This is a genomic window from Streptomyces olivochromogenes, assembly GCF_001514115.1.
Taxonomy (GTDB): Bacteria; Actinomycetota; Actinomycetes; order Streptomycetales; family Streptomycetaceae; genus Streptomyces; species Streptomyces olivochromogenes.
Window position 1 is genome coordinate 101747 of the sequence record NZ_KQ948466.1, and the last position, 19221, is coordinate 120967.

The following is a 19221-nucleotide window of genomic DNA, read 5'->3' on the forward strand; positions in this document are numbered from 1 at the left end:
CCCGGCGACCGTCTCACGACCGCCGTCGGAGTTCCGTCTCGATCAGGCGGTTGAGGTGGCGGCGTGCGTCCTCGGTGCTCAGCGGGGGCGCCTGCCGCAGCCGTTGCAGGGCGAGGCCGTCGGCGAGGGCGGCGAAGCGTACCGTGAAGCCGTTCAGGTCCTCGGAGCTGAACTCCCCTTCGGCGACGCCTCGTTCGGCCAGTTCGCGGATCTGGGTGTGCCAGGCCTCGTAGCGCTCGGCCTGGCCGCGGGCGAAGGCCTGGTCCGGGTCCTGGTCGCCCGCGTTCCAGTAGTCGAACCACATCCGCCAGTGCCGGTCGGTGTCCTCGGTGAACAGCGCGTCGACGAGCAGCCGCAGTGCCTCGGCCGCGCCGGCCGCCTGCGCGGCGGCCTCGCTCAGCGCCGCGTAGTACCGCTCGATGTGCAGCACCATCGCCTCGGAGAGGATCTCCTGCACGCTCCCGAAGTGGTACGTGACCGTGCCGACGGACACCCCGGCCGCGGCGGCGACGTCACGCACCCCCACCGACCCGTAGCCACGCTCGGCGATCAGCGGCAGGGCGGCCTCCACGATGAGGCGGCGGCGCACCTCGGTGGGCTGGCGGGTGCGGTCGGCGGCGGCGACGGCACGGCGAGGGGTCCTGGCGGCCTTCATACCGACGTCCTCGGGGTGGTGCGGTGCCATGCGCGCTTGGCCACTGTCTCTCCGTTCGCCCGTGCCTCGATGTGGCTGTCCATGATGAAGTCCGCGGCCGTGGCGCGCAGCTCGGTCCGCGTCACGATCTCCGCGTCCCCATCCTCCCCGCGCGTCAGCCGGATCGTCCATTCGGAGACCGCGGACGCGGAGAGCGGATCGTCGCGGCGGATGCGGTAGGTCTCCCGGGCGCTCTCCTCGTAGCGCAATCCGTCGGGATACGTCCGCGATCCCCCGTAGTTGGGGTCGACCTCCAGGGTCCACTCCCCCGTGGCCACGTCGTGCGTGACCAGCCGCTCGGGCCTCGGTGCGGCGGGCTCGTCGTAGGTCACCGGGAGCGGCGGTGCCTGCTCGGGTTCCTCGAAGCAAATCTGCGGCTCGTCCCCCGGCTCCCGCACGGGAAGCAGCAGCGAGCTGCGCGCGGGTACGACGCTCAGTTCGCCGCGTTCGCCGTGCGGCCACACCCACGGCCAGTAGGCGTCGGAGACGGCGACGCGGAGGCGGTGGCCGGGCGGGAAGGCGTACCCGATGCCGCTGAGTTCGCACTCGACGTCCTCGTACGTCCCCGGCGTCCACTCCACGGCCCTGTCCCGCCCGTGCCGGGAGAGCAGGTTCAGCACGCCGCGGGTGACGAGGGTGGACGAGCCGTCGGGGGCGACGTCGCAGAGGCGGGCGACGACGTTGGCGCGCGGGGTCGCGCTGTCGAGCCGGAGCCGGACACGCGGGCGGCCGAGGATCTCGACGCGCTCCGTGAGCGGCGCCGAGTCGAAGCAGACCGAGCGACCGTCCTCCTCGCGCTGGTCGGGCGGCAGGTCGCTCGCGTTGCCGAAGGGGAAGAAGCGGCCCGCGTCGAGGCCGGTGTGCTGGGGCGACCGTACGAGGACGGGAGCCTCGCCCGCCCCGAGGATCTGTTCGTCCCAAGTGACCGACGGGGAGGGCCAGTTCGCGTCACCGACCCAGCGCCCCGGCATGACGTCGTACGACGTGGCGGGCGGGACCGGGTCGTTGATCCAGGCGCGGAGCAGCGGCTCCCGCATGATGCCCGTTTCGATGCCCTTCAGGTGCTGGTCCCACCAGCGCAGGGTCTCCTGGAGGAAGCCGATCGCGGGGCCCGGGGGCAGCCCACGGTCCGGGTACTGGTGCGACCAGGGGCCGATCAGCCCCCGTACGCGGTCGCCCGGCAGATGCTCCACCAGCCGCAGCACGGTGTCGCGGTAGGGGTCGTGCCAGCCGCCGACCGCGAGGACGGCCGCGTCGATGGCGTCGTAGTCCTCGCAGACGCTGCCGTGGCGCCAGTAGTCGTCGCGCTGCTGGTGGGCGAGCCAGGTGTGCAGGAAGGGTTCGAGGGCTTCCAGGCGCTCGCGCCACATGGGCAGCAGGCGGTCGTGGCCGACACTCGCCGGGTCCGGCGGCCGGGAGGCGAACGCGAGCATGGTGCCGGCCCAGGCGAGCATGTCGATGCCGAGCAGGGCGCCGCCCGTGTAGTGGACGTCGTTGTCGTAACGGTCGTCCGTCGAGCAGACGGTGACGATCGCCTTCAGCGGCTCGGGGGCGAGGGCGGCGATCTGGAGGGAGTTGAAGCCGCCCCACGAGATGCCGAACATGCCGACCTTGCCGGTGCACCAGGGCTGCGCGGCGAGCCAGTTGACGACGTCGACGCCGTCGGCGAGTTCCTGCGCGTCGTACTCGTCGCCGGGCGTGCCCTCGCTGTCGCCGTGGCCGCGGATGTCGACGCGGACGGAGGCGTAGCCGTGCCCGGCGTACCAGGGGTGGCGCTGGGCGTCCCGGGGCGCGGTCCAGTCGCTCTTGCGGTACGGGAGGTATTCGAGGAGCGCGGGGACGGGGTCGGTGTCCGCGTCGACCGGACGCCAGACGCGGGCGTGCAGGCGGGTGTTCCCGTCCCGGGTGGGGATCCAGACGTCCTCGCGGACGACCTGGCGCTCGAACTGCTCGCGGTACTTCACGAAACTCCCTCGGTGGTGAGCCGGTCTGCCGGACGCCAGCGGCGCACCCGGTGTCCCGGGCCGTGGTCCGTCCACAGGTCGTCGGGTTCGGCGGCGTCGCTCCAGTCCACGGCGCCGTCGACGAACGGCGCCGCGTCCGGGTCGGGTTCGAGGGCGGCCGCCATCAGCCGGCGGGTGTACGGGTGTCCGGGCGAGGCGAACACGGCGTCCGTGGGCCCTTCCTCGACCACGACCCCGTGGCGCAGCACGACGACCCGGTCCGCGATGCCCCGGACGACCGCGAGGTCGTGGCTGATGAACAGACAGGCCAGTTCGCGTTCCCGGCGCAGGTCGTCCAGGAGGCGCAGCACGTCGGCCTGGACGGAGACGTCGAGGGCGGTGGTGATCTCGTCGGCGATCAGGACGTCCGGCTCGCCCGCCAACGCCCGCGCGATGCCGATGCGCTGCCGCTGGCCGCCGGAGAGCTGGGCGGGCAGCCGGTCGGCGAGGGCCGGGTCGAGCCGTACGTCGGAGATGAGCCGCCGGGCACGGTCCGCCGCCTGTGTCCGTGTGGCGGCCGTGCCGAAGAAGCGCAGCGGACGGCGTACCGCGTCGCCCACCGAGCGGCGCGGGTTCAGCGAGGTGTCCGCGTTCTGGAAGACCAGCTGTACCCGGCGGCGCAGGGCGAGCGGCCGCTTCTGCGCGGGGCGCGCGAGGTCGCCGGAGTCGTGGGTCATCGTGCCGCCGGACGGGGTGCGCAGGCCGGCCAGCGTCCAGGCCAGCGTCGACTTGCCGCTTCCCGACTCCCCGACGAGCGCGAGGACCTCGCCGCGCCGGACGTCGAAGGACACTCCGTGCACGGCGCGCGAGGATCCGTAGTCGATGGTGAGGTCGCGCGCCGAGACCGCCACCGGAGCGGTGTCCGGCACGTGTGCCTTGGGCCGCACCTCCCGCTCGCCCGCCTCGCCGACGAGCGCGAGACCGGCGTCGTCGAGCCGTGGCACGCTCGCCAGCAGGCGTCTGGTGTACGGGTCCTGGGGCATCGCGAAGAGCTGCCTGGTGGGCGCGGACTCCACGACGCGACCGGAGCGCAGCACAGTCACCTCGTCGGCCATGTGCGCGACGACCCCGAGGTCATGGCTCACCAGCACGGCGGCCAGGCCCAGTTCGTCGCGCAGGGCGCCGATGAGGTCGAGGACGCCGCGTTGGGTGACGACGTCGAGCCCGGTCGTCGGTTCGTCGAGGACGAGGACCTTGGGGCGGGCCGCGACGGCCATGGCGATGGCGACGCGCTGCTGCTGGCCGCCGGAGAGCTCGTGCGGGTAGCGGCGGGCGAGTTCGGCGGGGCGGGGCAGCCGGACCTGTTCGAGCAGGTCGACGACGGGCACGTCACCGCCGGCCTCGGCGATCTGCCGGCCGATGCGCATGGAGGGCGTGAGCGCGTGGCCGGCGTTCTGCGCGACCATGGCGACCGTGTTCCCGCGCAGCCGCCTCAACTCCCGTGCGGGAAGGGAGAAGACGTCCGAGCCGTCGACATGGACGGAGCCCGCAGTGATCCGGGAGCCGTGCCGCAGATGTCCGAGGAGAGTGGCGGCGACGGTGGATTTGCCGCTGCCGGACTCGCCGACGAGGGCGAGCGTCCGCCCTTCGGCCACCTCCCAGGACACCTCGTGCACGACGGACACGTCACGGCCGCCCGAACGGTAGGCCACGGACAACGAGTTCACGGACACGATCGAGGTCATCAGGAGCCCTCCCTGATCCGGTCGACGCCCCACGCCTTGGACAGGCCGTCGGCGGCGAGGTTGAGCCCGACCACGAGCGTGGCCAGGGCGATGATCGGCGCGAGGCTCGCCATCGGGACGACGGTGATGGCGGTGCGGTTCTCGGCGACCATCAGCCCCCAGTCGGGGGTGGGCGGATCGGCGCCGAAGCCGAGGAAGGAGAGGGAGCTGATGAGCAGCACGACCCATGACGCCCGCATCGCGAACTCCACGCACACGACGTCCGTGATGTTCGGCAGGACTTCGCGCCGCAGGATCGACCAGGTGCTCTCGCCCCGGGCCCGGGCCGCGGTGACGTAGTCGGCGGGCACCACGGCGAGTGCCGCGCCCCGTACGACCCGTACGACCTGGGGCACGTACACCACCGCGATCGCGAGGACGATGACCGCCGGGCCGGTGCCGAGCGCCGTGACGACGACGAGCAGGGCCAGGATCGAGGGCACGGCGAGGACCGCGTCGAGGACCCGGCCCAGGACGTCGTCGAACCAGCCGCCGCGCAGGGCGGCCGCACAGCCCACGACCGTGCCGAGGGCGACGGTCACCAGGGTCGCGGCGACGGACACGCCGAGCGCGTAACGGCCGCCGTACAGCACCCGGGCGAGGACGTCGCGCCCGTACTGGTCCGTGCCCGCCCAGTGGTCCCAGCCGGGTCCGAGCAGGGCGTGCGAGGAGTCGTTGGCGATGGGGTCGTAGGAGGTCAGGAGCGGCGCGAGCACGGCGATCAGGACGTGGACGCCGACGATCGCGAGGCCGATCACGGCGGCGCGCGAGGAGCGCAGGGTGCGCCAGGCGCGGGCGGCGCGCGCCGGAGCGGTCGCGGGTGGGGCCGGCGGGGCGGTGTCGAGCGTGGTCATCGGGTCCTCCCGCGCGTACGGAGCTTGGGGTTGAGGGCCATGGCGCCGAGGTCGGCGGCGAGGTTGCAGACGACGTAGACGACGGCGCTGATGAGGGCGATGGCCTGGATGACGGGCAGATCGCGGTTCTGCACGGAGGAGAGCATCAGCTTGCCGATGCCCGGGTAGTTGAAGACGTTCTCGACGACGGCGACCCCGCCGGCCAGCCAGGCCACGTTCAGCGCGATGACGTGCAGGGTCGGGAGCATGGCGCCGGGCAGGGCGTGCCGGGTGACGACCCGCCAGGTCGACAGGCCCTTGAGCCGGGCGGTGGTGACGTACTCGCTCGCCATCACGTCGATGACGGAGGTCCGGGCCATCCGCACGATGTACGCGGCCATCACGACGGCGAGGGCGAGGGCGGGCAGCCAGACGGCGGGCAGGAGTTGGCCGACGCTCGCGTCGGGGCCGTAGAGCACGACCGCGGGGAACCACGGCAGCGCGACGGAGAAGCAGAGCACCAGCACGGTGGCGACCACGAACTCGGGGACGCTCATGCCGACGAGGCTGACGGTCGAGATGAGGTGGTCGGGCCAGCGGTCGCGGTAGAGGCCCGCGAGGATGCCGAGCACGATCGAACCGGTCACGGCGAACAGGACGGTGATCAGGGCGATCAGCGCGGAGTTGCCGAGGTACATGGAGACCTCGCTGCCGACCGCCTTCCCGGAGACCAGGGAAGTGCCGAAGTCGCCGTGCAGGGCGCCGCGCACCCAGTCGGTGTAGCGCTCCCAGGCGGGCCGGTCGAGGCTCAGCTTCTCGCGCAGCGCGGCGACGGCGTCCGGGGTGGCGTCCTTGCCGAGGACCTGGGTGGCGACGTCGCCGGGCAGGGCCTGGACGGCGAGGAAGACGAGGACCGAGGAGAGGAAGAGGGTGCCGAGGGCGGCGGCCACCCTGCGGGCTATGAAGGAGACCACTGCTCAGGCTCCCTTCAGGCCGATGCCGAGGTAGTCGAACTCGAAGCCGTGCTCGGCGTATCCGCGCACCTTGCGTGACAGGCCCACGAGCCGGTCGGCGAACATCGGGGTCATCGCCCCGCCCTTCTCGACGACGAAGGTCTGCGCCTCGCCGTACAGTTCGCGCCGCCGGTTGTCGTCCGTCTCCCGTCGCGCCCGGTCGAGCAGGGCGTCGAAGTCCTTGTCGGACCAGGCGGTCTCGTTGTACGAGGAGCCGCCGCGGAAGACCTGCGTGAAGAGCTGGTCGACGGGTCTGCCGGTGTACCAGTAGGTCGCCATGAGCGGCTTCTTCATCCAGATCTGGGTGTAGTACGAATCCGCCGCGGCCGTCTTCACCTTGATCCGGATGCCCGCGCGTTTGGCCGAGTCCTGGTAGGCGAGCGCCATCGGCGTGAAGATCGGGTCGTACGAGGAGGTGTAGAGGTCTGTCGCGAGGCCCTCGTGTCCGGCCTGCTTCAGCAGGTACCTGGCCTTCTCCGGGTCGTGCGCGGGGTGCGCGGCGATGTGCGCGGGGTCGCTGGGCGGCACGGGGTTGTCCCAGCCGGCGGTGCCCGCGCCCTGGAGCGCGACCTTCACGACGTGCTCGGGGTCGTAGGCGAGCTTCATCGCCTGCCGCACCCGTACGTCTGTGAAGGGCTTCTCCGTGGTGAGCATCGGGAGCACGTACCACTGGGCGTTCTTCACGCGGGCCACGGTGGCCCGGCTGGAGGCGGCGACGACCCGGGCGGTCGCGAAGTCCAGATTGGTCTGGGAGAGCAGGTCGACCTGCCCCGCCAGCAGTGCGTTCGAGCGGGCGGACATGTCGGCGACGGAGTAGAAGGCGATCGCGTCGAGGACGGGGCGGCCCTGCCAGTGGTCCGTGTACGCGGTGACACGGCCGGGCCCCGCCGGGGCGAAGGACTCCAGCTTGAAGGGGCCCGTGCCGATGCCCGTCCGCCCGATGGAACGGGCGCTGCCGTCGGGCACGACGTAGCAGTTGTAGTGCGTGAGCAGGCTCGGGAACTCCGCGTTGGGGGTCTTCAGCGGCACGACGAGGGTGTGCTCGTCGGGAGTGCGGAGCGTCTTGGGGTCGATCAGCGGGGCGAGGACGGCGGCCTGGGGCGAGGCGGTCGCCTTGTCGAGGATGTGGCGCAGGGTGTACGCGGCGTCCGCGGCGGTGAGCCTTCGGCCGTCGTGGAAGGTGACGCCCTCGCGGATGCGGAAGGTCCAGGTGCGGGCCTGGGCGTCGGGCTCCCAGGACTCGGCGAGGTCGGGGGCGAGGTCGCCGTTCGCGTCGACCCGGACGAGGCGGTTGTAGAGGGCACCGAGGTATTCGTACGCGGAAAGCGCGCTGGCCGGATCCAGCGTCTCGGCCTCGGAGGCGGGCGGCCGGGCGATACGGAGGGTGCCGCCGCGGTCGGGGGCGCCCTTCTTCGCCGCCGCGGGCAGCACGGGTGCCGCGGCGGGACCCGAACAGCCGGTGAGCAGCCAGGACGCACCGAGCGCCGCGGCGCTCGCGGCTCCCGCGGCGAGGACCGATCGCCGTCCCGGGTGGTGGATGTCGGACATGGACCGACCGTCCTTCTCGCTATTCGTTCAGCGGAACGATTGAGTGAAGTGCGTGAACGATAACGAGGAGATGGTTCCACGCCAACCCTTGGAACCCGGAAATTAACCTCGGAAACCCACTCGTTACGGGGTGGGTGAGGATGTCGAACCCGCAGACTCGGGCCGTTCGGGGGCGCCGGGCGGACCGGATCAAGTCACCCCGAGGCCCTGGGCGGACAGGCTCGCGCCGTTGGGGAGCGGCACGCGCTCCGCTGGTGTGCCGTTCGGGACTTGTGTGCCGTTCGGGACGCCGCCGTGCGGGCGGCGCTGCGGGACGCCGACGCGCTGGATTTCGTGGACCGGCTGCCGCAGGGGCTCGACACCCGGGTGGGCGAGCACGGTGCCCGGCTCTCCGTAGGACAACGGCGGCGGCTCGCGATCACGGGGACCGATCCGTGGCCCCCGGGGCCTGGGCCTGCGCCAGGCCACCTCCAGCCCTGGACACGCGCGCGGAGGCCTCCGGAGGGTCGGCTCGCGCGAGGTCGCTGCGCCGGGGTGACGCGCACACGGCGCTGCACAGCGGCCGGCTCGCCCGATCCCCCCGGGGCGATGAGACGCGGGCCGGCCGTCGTGCCGGCGGTCCGCTACTCGCCCGCGTACGCCTTCTCCAGGGCCGCGATGTCCAGCTTGGACATCTTGTACATCGCCTGGGCCGTCCGGGCCGCCTTCTCGGTGTCCGGGTCGCTGATCAGGTCGATGAGCCTGCTCGGGACGACCTGCCAGGACAGGCCGTACTGGTCCTTGACCCAGCCGCAAGGGCCCGCCTCGCCGCCGTCCTCGACGAACTTGTCCCAGTAGTGGTCCACCTCCTCCTGGTCGTCGCAGTGGATCTGGAACGAGATGGCCTCGTCGAACGTGAACTGCGGGCCGCCGTTCAGCGCGACGAACTTCTGTCCGTTGGCCACGAAGTCGACGGCCATCACGGAACCGGCGGTGCCGTGCTCGGACTCGGAGAAGCGGGCGATCCTGCCGAGCCGGGAGTTCTTGAAGATCGAGACGTAGTAGTGCGCGGCCTCCTCGGCCTGACCGTCGAACCACAGACACGTGGTGAATCCGTCGGCGGACATACGTACCTCCTGCGGCGGGAAGAGTTTCGTCACCTCTGTTGACCGATCGTCGTCCCAAAACTCATCGGCGTCGCGCGGGATCCTTGCGCGGAGGGGGCGGTGGCGGCCGATCGCGTCGTTCCTCGAGCCCCCTCAAGGGGCGCTATAGCATGCGCGGACATGACTTCCTCCGCTGAGTCCTCCAGCCCTTCCTCCGCCTCGGACAGCGCGCGCATCGAGCCGTTCCGTATCGACTTCCCGCAGAGCGACCTCGACGACCTGCACCAACGCCTCGACCGCACCCGCTGGCCCGACGAACTGCCGGGGGTCGGCTGGGCCTACGGCGTCCCGCGGGAGTACCTGCGCGAACTCGTACGGTACTGGCGGCACGACTACGACTGGCAGGCGGCGCAGGCGCGGTTGAACGCATGGCCGCAGTTCACGACGGAGATCGACGGGGCGCGGATCCACTTCGCGCACGTCCGTTCCCCGGAGCCGGACGCGACCCCGCTGGTCATCACGCACGGCTGGCCCGGCTCGATCGTCGAATTCACCGACGTCGTCGGCCCGTTGACCGACCCGCGCGCACACGGCGGCGATCCGGCCGACGCCTTCCATCTCGTCGTACCGAGCATTCCCGGGTTCGGGCTGTCCGGGCCCACCCGGGACACCGGCTGGGAGTTCCAACGGGTGGCCGCCGCCTTCGCCGAGCTCATGACACGGCTCGGCTACGAGCGGTTCGGCGCCCAGGGTGGTGACTGGGGCGGGGCCATCTCCCGGGAGCTGGGCCGGGCGTACCCCGAGCGGCTCGTGGGCGTCCACCTGAACCTGCTGCCCGGATCGTCCGCGGCCACCGAGCCGACTCCCGAGGAACTGGCCGCGCTGAGCCCCGAGGAGCGCGAGCGCGCGCTGCTGTCGTGGCGGCGGGGTCTGGAATGGCGCCGCGAGGAGGCCGGGTACGCCGAGCTCCAGGGCACCCGGCCACAGACCCTGGCCTACGCGCTGACGGACTCCCCCGTCGGTCAACTCGCCTGGATCGCCGAGAAGTTCAGGGCGTGGACGGATGCGAAGGACCGCCCCGAGGAAGCCGTCGACCGGGACCTGATGCTGACCAACGTGATGCTGTACTGGCTGACCGCCACGGCGGGGTCCTCCGCCCGCATCTACTACGAGCGGGCGCACGCGGACTACTGGGGCACCGCGCCCGAGCCGTCGACGGCGCCGACCGCGCTGGCCGTCTTCCCGCACGAGCCCCTCGTACCGCTGCGGCACGTCGCGGAGCGTACGAACAACATCGTGCGGTGGACGGAATTCGACCGGGGCGGACACTTCGCCGCGGCGGAGGAGCCCGCGCTGCTGGTCGAGGATGTGCGGTCCTTCTTCCGGGACCTGCGCACCGACGCCTGAGCACGGGCCGGACATCTGGGCCCCGGTCCCCCGCCGGGGCCGTCGGTGACGCCGGGGCCGTCCGTGGCGTCGGTGGCGGTGGCGGTGGCGGTGGCGGTGGCGGTGGCGGCAACCCCGTATCCCCTCTGCCCGTGGCGAATCTGCTGCGGGCCGAGAAAGCTGATCCGCAAGGGCCTTCGGTCCGAGAGTGGGGATCGCGGCGACGACAGCCGCGCCACCACCAGGAGGACCGATGACTCCACTCATCACCGGCCGGTACCCGGCCCACGCACCGCGCGCCGAGGACGGCGACACCCCCGCGACCCGCTTCGACGACCATCTGGCCGCGCAGCTGCTCGCGCAGCGGATCGTCCTTCTCGGCACCCAGGTCGACGAGGTGTCCGCGAACCGGGTCTGCGCCCAGTTGCTCGTGCTGTCGGCGGAGGACCCGCGCACCGACATCAGCCTGTACATCAACAGTCCGGGCGGATCGGTGACCGCGGGGCTCGCGATCTACGACACCATGCGGCTGATCCCCAACGACGTCTCGACCCTCGCCATGGGATTCGCCGCGAGCATGGGGCAGTTCCTGCTCAGCGTCGGCACCCACGGCAAGCGTTACGCGCTGCCCAACGCGCGGATCATGATGCACCAGCCGTCGGCGGGCATCGGCGGCACCACCGCCGACATCGAGATCCAGGCGCAGAACCTGGAGTTCACGAAGCAGGCCATCGAGCGGATCACCGCGGAGCACACCGGCCAGAGCGAGGAGACGATCTCCCGGGACGGCGACCGCGACCGCTGGTTCACGGCCGAGCAGGCCAAGGAGTACGGCATGGTGGACCGGGTCGTGGAGTCGCTCGACGACGTCCGCCCGGCCGCGTCACGGCGACGGATGGGGCTCTGACATGGGTACGTACACGATTCCCAACGTCGTCGAGCGGACCCCGCAGGGCGAGCGGTCCTACGACGTCTTCAGCCGGCTGCTGTCCGAGCGGATCATCTTTCTCGGCACCGAGATCGACGACGGGGTCGCCAACGTCGTCATCGCGCAACTCCTCCATCTGGAGTCGTCGAACCCGGAGAGCGAGATCGCGATCTACATCAACTCGCCCGGCGGGTCGTTCACTTCGCTCATGGCGATCTACGACACGATGACGTTCGTACAGGCGCCGATCTCGACGTTCTGCGTCGGCCAGGCGGCCTCCACGGCGGCGGTGCTGCTGGCCGGCGGCGATCCCGGACGGCGGTTCGTGCTGGAGCACGCGCGTGTGCTGCTCGGCCAGCCCGCGAGCGGCGGCCGGCAGGGGACGGTGTCCGACCTCGCCCTCCAGGCCAAGGAGATGCTCCGTATCCGCGCTCAGGTCGAGGAGGTCCTCTCCCGGCACACGCACCACGACGTGCCGACCCTGCGTGCGGACATGGACCGCGACAAGGTGTTCACCGCACAGGAGGCCGTGGCGTACGGGCTCGCGGACGAGGTCCTGAGCCGACGGCTCGCGATGGTCTGAGACCGGACCACCGCCAGGGCCCGCGACTGCGGCGTGGTCCGCCGGGCAGGCCCTGGCCGGTCGGCCCGGTCAGGCGGCGAGGCACATGCCGTCGTGGCGCGAGGCCGACGGGGTGCGGCGGCGGGCGGGCCGCACCTCGGCGAGGCGCGTGAGCTCGCCCTGGGCCAGCGAGAGCAGATCGGTGAGCCCGAGGCCCAGGGCGCGCGCGGCGGCCGCGAGGACTTCGGACGAGGCCTCCTTGCGTCCGCGCTCCAGCTCCGAGAGGTAGGGCATCGAGATCCGGGCCGCGTCGGCCACGTCCTTGAGCGTCCGCTCCTGCGCGAGCCGCTCGCGCCGCAGGACGTCACCCACCAGGTCGCGCCACAGCGGCTCCCTGTGCCTGGGCGCCGGTGGCGTCTGCCGGGGCTCGAGGGCCGGGCGGGGCCGTTGGGGCACGTCGGCCACGGGGGCGGCGGGACCGGTGGGACGGGCTGCCGGGCCGGTGGCCGGACCCGGTGCGGTCGCCGGGCGGAGGGGAATGACGCGGGCTTCGTTCGGCGCTTGGTTGCTCACCCCTTCAGCCTAGAAGCGCCGAGCCGCGAGGGAAGGGATCGGCTCGGCATTCCGCTCTGGGGGAAATCGAGCCGCACCACACGCGCGTCACTGCCCGACGCGCCCGTCGATCCGCTCGCGCAGGAAGTCCGCGTGGCCGTTGTGCCGGGCGTACTCCTCGATCAGGTGCACCAGCACTTCCCGCAGCGCGATCGGCTCGTCGTCGTGGGTGCCGGTGATGTCGAGGTCGCGGGCCTCGTCCACGAACCGCTCGGCGAAGGCCACCTCGGAGCGCCAGGTGTCCCAGGCATCCGCCACCACCTCGGGGTCGGGCACCGCGCCGTTGAAGTCGCCGTCCGGGTCGCCGTCCGAGCGGTAGTGCCGCGGCGCGTCCTGGCCGGCCAGGACCCCGCGGAACCAGGCCTGTTCGACCCCCGCCAGATGACGCACCAGCCCGAGCAGCGACATGTTCGAGGGCTCGACGGAACGCCAGGCCATCGCCTCGGCGTCCAGACCCGCGCACTTCATCTCCAACGTCAGCCGCTGGTCGCGCAGATACCCGACGAGCGTGTCCCGCTCCCCCACGAACCCCCCGTCGGAGCGCGGATCGTCGTCCGGGTGCACGAACATGTCCCACCACCCGAAGCTCCGCTCGGACGGGGTGTTCCCGGACTGGGGAGGCTGGGGAAGTGTGGGGTCGGCCATGCCTACGAGCATCGGCGCCCCGACCGCGATCCGCCACCGGTTTTCCACCGCCCCGAAACGCTGTCAAGTCACCCGCCGTGCCCCGGAGTCGGGACGAGACCCGGCCCGCGTAGATCGGGAGAAACCGGGTAGCCGGGGTCAGGAACGATCACCGGTCACGACCGACCGGTCGGCTCACCCCACCGGAGGACTCCCGTGCTGATGGCCCACCCCGCGGTACTGCGCAACCTCGTCGAGCAGTACGTCACCCTGCGCACGCTCCACGCCGAGGACGGCGACACGGAAGTCCGGCGGCGCATGGACGACGTGGCCTACACGCTGTGCGTCTCGACCGGTACGAGCGACGTCGACGCGGCGCTCGTCGCGGCCCGCCACCGGCTGCCCGGTGCTCGGACGACGGACGACTCCGCCCTCACCACCTGACCCGAGGCGCGGACCTGGTGCCCGAGAAGCCCTGATGTCCGAACTCAGTGAGTGATCCGAGCCGGGTCGGGCGGGCCCGCGAGCGAGCCCTCCCGACCCTTCAGCCCCTTCAGCCCCTTCAGCGCAGCCACTGGTCCTTCTCCGCGGGCCGGTACAGGGTCACGGCCCGTGTCACCTTGTCGAGCACCAGCCTCGGCGTCGCGACCCGGGTCACTTCGCCGTCGTAGGAGAACCGCGGGTCGCCGTGCAGCACTTCGAGCCGCAGGCCGCGCACCTGCGCCGTGGTGAGGACCCGGCTGTTGTGCAGGGTGCCGGTCAGGACGGCGAGCAGCAGCCGGGTCCTGGCCAAGGGGGTGCCGGCGTCGACGGCACGGACGTCGAGCAGTCCGTCGTCGAGTTGGGTGCGGTAGGTGGGGGCGAACCCGGCGGGGTGGTAGATGCCGTTGCCCGCGAAGAGGAGCCACAGGCGCTTGGGGCGGCCGTTGACCGAGACGTTCACGGGGCTGCCCTTGGCGAGGACCCTGGCCAGTCCGACCACCAGCGCGGGCCACTTCCCGATCCGCTGCTCCAGCTTCTCCCGGGCTCCGACCAGGTCCGAGTAGACGCCGAGGCTGAAGGTGTTGAGGAACACCTGCTCCGGTCCGCCGGGGGCGCGGGCCCGCCCGAGGTCCGCGACGACCGCGTCGCCCGCCTGCACGGCTCGTACGACGTCCTCCAGGGTCTGGTTGCCGAGGTCGACGGCGAAGTGGTTGAAGGTGCCGCCGGGGAAGACCGCGAGCGGCAGGCCGAGCCGGGCGGCGATCTCCGTCGCGGCGTTGATCGTGCCGTCGCCGCCGCAGGCGCCGAGCGCGCCGCCCTCTTCCTTGGCCCGCCGGGCGGCCTGTTCCAGGAGTTCCACCAGGTCCTGGCCCTCCTGCGGCACCGTGATCTCGGCCTTGGGCAGCGCGGTGCGCAGATACGCGCTCGCGTCGGGGGTGTCGGCGCTCCACGAGAGCCCGGAGGACGGGTTGACCACGATATGCAGTCCGGCGCCCCCGGGCAGCGCGGGAGCGGGCCGTCGCGGGCGGGCCGCCGCGGCCGCCGCCTCCGGTTTGACCGGCCACCAGCGGGCGGTCAGCGCGGCGGCGCCGACACCGATCGCGACGCCCACGGCCACGTCACCCGGACGCCGCTCCCCCGAGCGCGTGCGGGCCACGGTCAGTGCCGCGGCGCCGGGCACCGCGAACAGGCCGTACCGGGGCGCTTCGAGCAGGACGCCGACGGCGAACGCGACGGCCGACGCGACCCGGCCGGCCGCGTCGAGCGGCTGCGCCCTGCGGGCCGCCGGGCGCGCCAGCACGCGGGTCACGGCCGAGGCGATGGCGACGGTGCCGATGCCGCGCAGCGCGGCCCGGCGCGCGGTCCGGTTCCCCGACGCGCCGAGGGCCGCGGCGGCGGCGCCCCACGCGAGTCCACCGGCCACGGTCCGCCGCCATCCGGAGGGCCCGGCCGGTCCCGTGGCCGCCCCGCCCGGCCACCACGGCGTGCCACCGCTTGTCCCTCGCCCCGCCCCACGCCTTCTCATCACAGGCCCGCCCTCGCGTCTCGACAACAGATCTCCTGGTCGGCAAGGTTGTGCCGCCGTTGTCCCTGTTCCCCGACTTCTCGCATTCATGGACCCCGGCCGGAGCGGCGGTCAGATGGTCTTGGGCAGCTTCACCACGGTCACGAAGAAGTCGTCGATCTGGCGGACCGCGGCGATGAACTGGTGGAGGTCGACCGGCTTGGTCACATAGGCGTTCGCGTGCAGTTTGTAGCTGCGCAGGATGTCCTCCTCGGCGGAGGAGGTGGTGAGGACGACGACGGGGATGTGGGCCAGGTCTTCGTCGGACTTGATCCGCTCCAGGACCTGGCGCCCGTCGTACTTGGGCAGGTTGAGGTCGAGCAGGATCAGGTCGGGGCGCGGTGCCTCGGTGTACTGGTTGGCGCGGTAGAGGAAGTCGAGGGCCTCCTCGCCGTCCCGGACGACGTGCAGGGTGTTGCGGATCTTGTTGTCCTCGAACGCCTCGCGGGTCATCAGCTCGTCGCCGGGGTCGTCCTCGACGAGCAGGACCTGGATGGGCAGGGCGGGGGTGGTCACGTGTGTGCTCCTTCGGGTGGGCGCGCTGCCTCCTCGGACCCGAGGTCGGGTTCCGGTCGCGCCATGGGCAGGGTGAAGGTCACGCGCGTGCCCGCACCGGCGGTGCCGTCCAGGACGATGGCACCCCCGTGATGTTCGACGATCTTGCGGCACACGGCAAGGCCGATTCCCGTGCCCTCGTACTCGTCGCGGCCGTGCAGCCGCTGGAAGATGACGAAGACCTTCTCCCTGAACTCGGGTTCGATACCTATGCCGTTGTCCTGTACGGTCAGCCGCCACTGTCCGTCCTTGGGCTCCGCCTCGCAGCGGACGGCGATCTCGGGCGGCCGGTCGGCGTGGCGGAACTTCACGGCGTTGCCGATCAGGTTCTGCCAGAGCATGGTCAGGGTGGTGGCGTCGCCCGTCACGGTGGGCAGCGGCCCCTCCCGTACGACATGCGCACCCGTCTCCTCCAGCACCACGCTGAGGTTGCCGAGTGCCCGGTCCAGGACGTCGTCGAGCGCGACGGGGACCAGTTCCTCGCCGACGCGGCCGACGCGGGAGAAGGTCAGCAGGTCGTTGATGAGGATCTGCATGCGTTTGGCGCCGTCGACGGCGAAGTCGATGTACTGCTTGGCCCGGTCGTCCAGTTGGTCGCCGTACCGTTTCTCCAGGAGCTGGCAGAAGGACGCGACCTTGCGCAGGGGTTCCTGCAGATCATGCGAGGCGACGTAGGCGAACTGCTCCAGCTCCGCGTTCGAGCGCTTCAGTTCCAGGGTCTGGGCGTCGAGCTCCTCGGCCTGCCGCTCCAGGAGGACCTCGCGGGCCTGGGAGGCCGAGAGTTCCTCGACGATGCGGCGGCGCATCTCCTCGACGGCCTGGGCCACCCTCTCCAGGTCGCGTGGCCCGTCGAGCCGGATCCTGCGCTCGAACGCGCCGCCGCTGACGTCCACCGAGGCCGCTTCCAGGACCCGAAGGGGACGCCCCACGATCCGGTGCAGCAGCAGGGTCAGCGCGAGGCCACTCGCCAGGAAGGCCGCGAGCATGCCGCCGAAAAGGAGGTTACGGGAACGACGGCTGTCGTCGGCCGAGGCGCGGGTCCGGTCGCGCACCTGCTGGATGTCCTTCTCCAGGGTGGCGAGTTGCCCCCTGATCTCGTCGAACTTGGCCTTGCTCGCCTCCAGGGAGGGGGCTTTGGCACCGCCGGGTGTGCGGGCCGCCTCGATCAGCGGCTCGGCGTAGTCGCGGCGCCAGGCGTCACTGAGCCGTCCGGCTGTCTTCAGGTCCGCGGCGATCCCGGAGTGGTCGGCGAGTTGCGTCGCGAGGCGGGCCTCGAAGGTCTTCTCGTCCCGGGCTCCGGACGCGTACGGATCGAGGAAACCGGCGTCCCTGCTCAGTACGTAGCCTCGTACGCCCGTCTCCTGGTCCACCAGAGAGGTCTCCAGCTGGTAGGCGGTGGCGCGGGCCGGCTGGATGCGGTCGGTGAGCAGATCGGTGCGGTCGTCGGCGCGGGCCTGGAGGACACCGCCGGACACGGCGAAGACGATCACCAGCAGCACGTTGGCGGCCAGCACCACTTGGATCCAGCCCTGCACGGTCAGCCGGGCGACGCGTGTGGGCTTTCCGTCCTCCGGAGTGTCCGCCGTGGCGTCATCCGGTCCCGGAGCGTTCGGCGTACGGGTCATGACATTCCGTCCGTCGCCAGGTGCAGGACGGCCACGTCGTCGGCGAGTCCGCCGTGGGAGGCGGTCAGCGCGGCGACGTCCTCGACCACCGCGTCGACGAACGGCCGCCCCCGCAGGGTCTGGTGTTTCCTCGCCACCGCGAGCAGTCCTTCCTCTCCCAGCCGCCGGCCCGGGGCCACGACGCCCTCGAAGAGACCGTCGGTGAACAGCGTCACGGCGCTGATGTCGTGCGCGGGCAGCTCGGTCTCCGGCCAGTGGGCCCGGCTCGGAAGCAGTCCGAGCGCGGGGCCCGGGGGCGGCTCGAACAGCTCGATGCCGCGCGATGTGCCCACGAGCAGTCCCGGGTGTCCGGCGCGGATCACGCTCATACGGCTGCGGTCCTTGGCGATCCGTAGGACGGTGAGGGTGGCGAAGATGTAGTCCGCGGCGCGCTCGGCGCCGATGATCTCCTCCAGAAGCTCGAGTTGGCGCGTGCCCACGCATCCGGAAAGCACGGCGGCCCGCCAGGCCACCCGCAGACAGACGCCGAGGGCGGCCTCCGCCGCGCCATGGCCGGAGACATCCCCGATCACCGCGTGCACGGTACCGTCCTCGCTCTCGACGACGTCGAAGAAGTCGCCGCCGAGCAGGGCGTGGTCCCGTCCCGGGCTGTAGCGCGAGGCCACCTGGCAACCGGCGCCCCGCATCAGGGGCGTGGGCAGCAGTCCGCGCTCCAGGCGCGCGTTCTCCCGGGCCAGCAGCCGGCTCGCCTGGAGTTCGGCGCCCGAACGCTCCACCTGCTTGCGTTGCAGGGCGTAGCGGACCGCGCGGCTGAGCGCCTCGGCGTCCAGGCCGTCCTTTGCGAGGAAGTCCTGCGCTCCTTCGGCCACCGCGGCGAGCCCGGCCTCGTTCTCGGCGACTCCGGTGAGCACCACGACGGCCGCGTCGGGCGCGGCGTCACGCACCATCCGGACCGCGCTCAGTCCGTGGGTGTCGGGCAGGTGCAAGTCCAGCAGGACGCACACGGAGTACGGCGTGTCGTCGAGGAACACCCGTGCCTCCGCGAGGGACTTGCACCAGGTGACCTCCATCGGCAGTCCGCTGTCGGCCAGCACCTCCCGCACCAGCAACGCGTCTCCGGCGTCGTCCTCGACCAGCAGCAGTACCGCGGTGGCGTCCAGGGCCCAGCGGGGATCCGAACTCCCCTGCCGGGGCACGGCACCTCGTTCACCTGTCCGCGGCAGGCGATCCGCCACGCTCGCCCCCCTTGGGTGGCCCACGTCGACCACGGTCGGCTGTGAGCCTACTGGTACGTCGCTCCGGGTCAACGGCGCAGGGCGAGCTGGGCCTTGACGCACTTTCCGACCGGCACCCGCCCGACGGTCACCTCGGTCGCGAGCGCGTGCACGATCTCCAGGCCGTGCCGCCCCACACGTTCGGGATCCCGTGGAAAGCGCCGGGGCAGGGCGGCGCTGCTGTCGTACACGATGACGGTCACGGAGGTGTCGGTTCCCTCCAGTTCCAGGATGTACGGCCCATGGCTGTGCCGGTCCGCGTTGGTGACCAGCTCGCTGACTACCAGCAGGAGGTCGCCGGTGGCCTGTGCGCCGATCTCGGCACACCACTCCGAACGGAGCTGTTCGAGGAACAGCTCGGCGAAGTGGCGAGCTTCGGCGATGCACCCCGGCTCGCCGGTGTAGTGCGCCGCCCGCCGAAGCGGTTCCACGGGCACGTCGAAGCCAGTCGGTATCACCGCTCCGTCCAAGCGCTCGATCATGTGGTTCTCTCTCGGATGCCGGTATGTCGGGACATTGCGCGTCCCGACACTGCTGCACAGGGGCTCGTACCCCGTGAAGTCCTCCACAGTCACCCCGATGTTCCCCCGTCCCGGTGGCTTGTGCACACGATTCCCACAAGGGAACGGTGTCATCCCGACGCGGCCGGGCAGGGCCACCAGGCGAGGCATGACCGGTCACCGAGTTCTCGGTGCGAGCAAGGGGCGC

18 protein-coding genes and 1 pseudogene are annotated in these 19221 nt (G+C 71.8%); 5 read left to right on the forward strand and 14 right to left on the reverse strand.

Annotation, left to right across the window (positions count from 1 at the left end; translation table 11 throughout):
* Positions 1–13: 13 nt before the first annotated feature.
* The 6 genes from AQJ27_RS34780 to AQJ27_RS34805 are packed head-to-tail and all read right to left on the reverse strand — an operon-like array spanning position 14 to position 7815.
* Positions 14–655, reverse strand: coding sequence for a TetR/AcrR family transcriptional regulator (locus tag AQJ27_RS34780; RefSeq protein ID WP_235613693.1), 642 nt, complete (start codon positions 653–655; stop codon positions 14–16).
* On the reverse strand, positions 652–2658 hold the full coding sequence (locus tag AQJ27_RS34785; RefSeq protein ID WP_067377455.1) for a CocE/NonD family hydrolase: 2007 nt from the start codon (positions 2656–2658) through the stop codon (positions 652–654). Before AQJ27_RS34785 ends, AQJ27_RS34780 begins: the two co-directional genes overlap by 4 nt.
* A complete protein-coding gene (locus tag AQJ27_RS34790) occupies positions 2655–4382 on the reverse strand; it encodes a dipeptide ABC transporter ATP-binding protein (RefSeq protein ID WP_067377458.1) in 1728 nt (575 codons plus the stop codon). The genes AQJ27_RS34785 and AQJ27_RS34790 overlap by 4 nt, the downstream gene beginning before the upstream one ends.
* Positions 4382–5275: an ABC transporter permease gene (locus AQJ27_RS34795; RefSeq protein WP_067377461.1), complete on the reverse strand. Its 894-nt coding sequence runs from the start codon at positions 5273–5275 to the stop codon at positions 4382–4384. Before AQJ27_RS34795 ends, AQJ27_RS34790 begins: the two co-directional genes overlap by 1 nt.
* Entirely contained in the window at positions 5272–6228 is a 957-nt protein-coding gene (locus tag AQJ27_RS34800) for an ABC transporter permease (RefSeq protein ID WP_067377464.1), read from the reverse strand. The genes AQJ27_RS34795 and AQJ27_RS34800 overlap by 4 nt, the downstream gene beginning before the upstream one ends.
* A gap of 3 nt (positions 6229–6231) precedes the next feature.
* Positions 6232–7815: an ABC transporter substrate-binding protein gene (locus AQJ27_RS34805; RefSeq protein ID WP_067377467.1), complete on the reverse strand. Its 1584-nt coding sequence runs from the start codon at positions 7813–7815 to the stop codon at positions 6232–6234.
* Positions 7816–8100: 285 nt separating this feature from the next.
* Between AQJ27_RS34805 and AQJ27_RS58990 the strand changes: the two are divergent.
* Positions 8101–8387, forward strand: a pseudogene (locus AQJ27_RS58990) (ABC transporter ATP-binding protein); the annotation flags it as partial.
* A gap of 51 nt (positions 8388–8438) precedes the next feature.
* Here AQJ27_RS58990 and AQJ27_RS34815 read toward each other — a convergent pair.
* Complete coding sequence (locus AQJ27_RS34815; RefSeq protein ID WP_067377473.1) at positions 8439–8921, reverse strand: VOC family protein; 483 nt, start codon at positions 8919–8921, stop codon at positions 8439–8441.
* 159 nt (positions 8922–9080) lie between these two features.
* Here AQJ27_RS34815 and AQJ27_RS34820 point away from each other — a divergent pair, with 159 nt between their 5' ends.
* The 3 genes from AQJ27_RS34820 (at position 9081) to AQJ27_RS34830 (ending at position 11797) form a co-directional block, all read left to right on the forward strand.
* On the forward strand, positions 9081–10307 hold the full coding sequence (locus AQJ27_RS34820; protein ID WP_067377476.1) for an epoxide hydrolase family protein: 1227 nt from the start codon (positions 9081–9083) through the stop codon (positions 10305–10307).
* Between the two features lie 232 nt (positions 10308–10539).
* Positions 10540–11193: an ATP-dependent Clp protease proteolytic subunit gene (locus AQJ27_RS34825; RefSeq protein WP_054233834.1), complete on the forward strand. Its 654-nt coding sequence runs from the start codon at positions 10540–10542 to the stop codon at positions 11191–11193.
* A gap of 1 nt (position 11194) precedes the next feature.
* Positions 11195–11797, forward strand: a complete 603-nt coding sequence (locus AQJ27_RS34830) for a ClpP family protease (RefSeq protein WP_067377479.1) — start codon at positions 11195–11197, stop codon at positions 11795–11797.
* A gap of 69 nt (positions 11798–11866) precedes the next feature.
* Here AQJ27_RS34830 and AQJ27_RS60220 read toward each other — a convergent pair whose 3' ends face one another.
* Positions 11867–12349: a helix-turn-helix domain-containing protein gene (locus AQJ27_RS60220; RefSeq protein WP_067377482.1), complete on the reverse strand. Its 483-nt coding sequence runs from the start codon at positions 12347–12349 to the stop codon at positions 11867–11869.
* An 87-nt stretch (positions 12350–12436) separates the two neighbouring features.
* Entirely contained in the window at positions 12437–12958 is a 522-nt protein-coding gene (locus AQJ27_RS34840; protein ID WP_079065476.1) for a DinB family protein, read from the reverse strand.
* A gap of 270 nt (positions 12959–13228) precedes the next feature.
* Here AQJ27_RS34840 and AQJ27_RS34845 point away from each other — a divergent pair, with 270 nt between their 5' ends.
* Complete coding sequence (locus AQJ27_RS34845) at positions 13229–13456, forward strand: DUF5133 domain-containing protein (protein WP_067377485.1); 228 nt, start codon at positions 13229–13231, stop codon at positions 13454–13456.
* 118 nt (positions 13457–13574) lie between these two features.
* On the opposite strand, the gene AQJ27_RS34850 is transcribed toward AQJ27_RS34845, so the two are convergent.
* The 5 genes from AQJ27_RS34850 to AQJ27_RS34870 form a co-directional block, all read right to left on the reverse strand.
* Positions 13575–14918, reverse strand: coding sequence for a diacylglycerol/lipid kinase family protein (locus tag AQJ27_RS34850; RefSeq protein WP_067377487.1), 1344 nt, complete (start codon positions 14916–14918; stop codon positions 13575–13577).
* A 213-nt stretch (positions 14919–15131) separates the two neighbouring features.
* Positions 15132–15575, reverse strand: a complete 444-nt coding sequence (locus AQJ27_RS34855) for a response regulator (protein ID WP_067377490.1) — start codon at positions 15573–15575, stop codon at positions 15132–15134.
* A complete protein-coding gene (locus AQJ27_RS60225) occupies positions 15572–17239 on the reverse strand; it encodes a sensor histidine kinase (RefSeq protein WP_067377493.1) in 1668 nt (555 codons plus the stop codon). The genes AQJ27_RS34855 and AQJ27_RS60225 overlap by 4 nt, the downstream gene beginning before the upstream one ends.
* Positions 17236–18435: a PP2C family protein-serine/threonine phosphatase gene (locus AQJ27_RS34865; protein WP_235613694.1), complete on the reverse strand. Its 1200-nt coding sequence runs from the start codon at positions 18433–18435 to the stop codon at positions 17236–17238. Before AQJ27_RS34865 ends, AQJ27_RS60225 begins: the two co-directional genes overlap by 4 nt.
* A gap of 107 nt (positions 18436–18542) precedes the next feature.
* Entirely contained in the window at positions 18543–18995 is a 453-nt protein-coding gene (locus tag AQJ27_RS34870; protein WP_067377903.1) for an ATP-binding protein, read from the reverse strand.
* Positions 18996–19221: the final 226 nt, after the last annotated feature.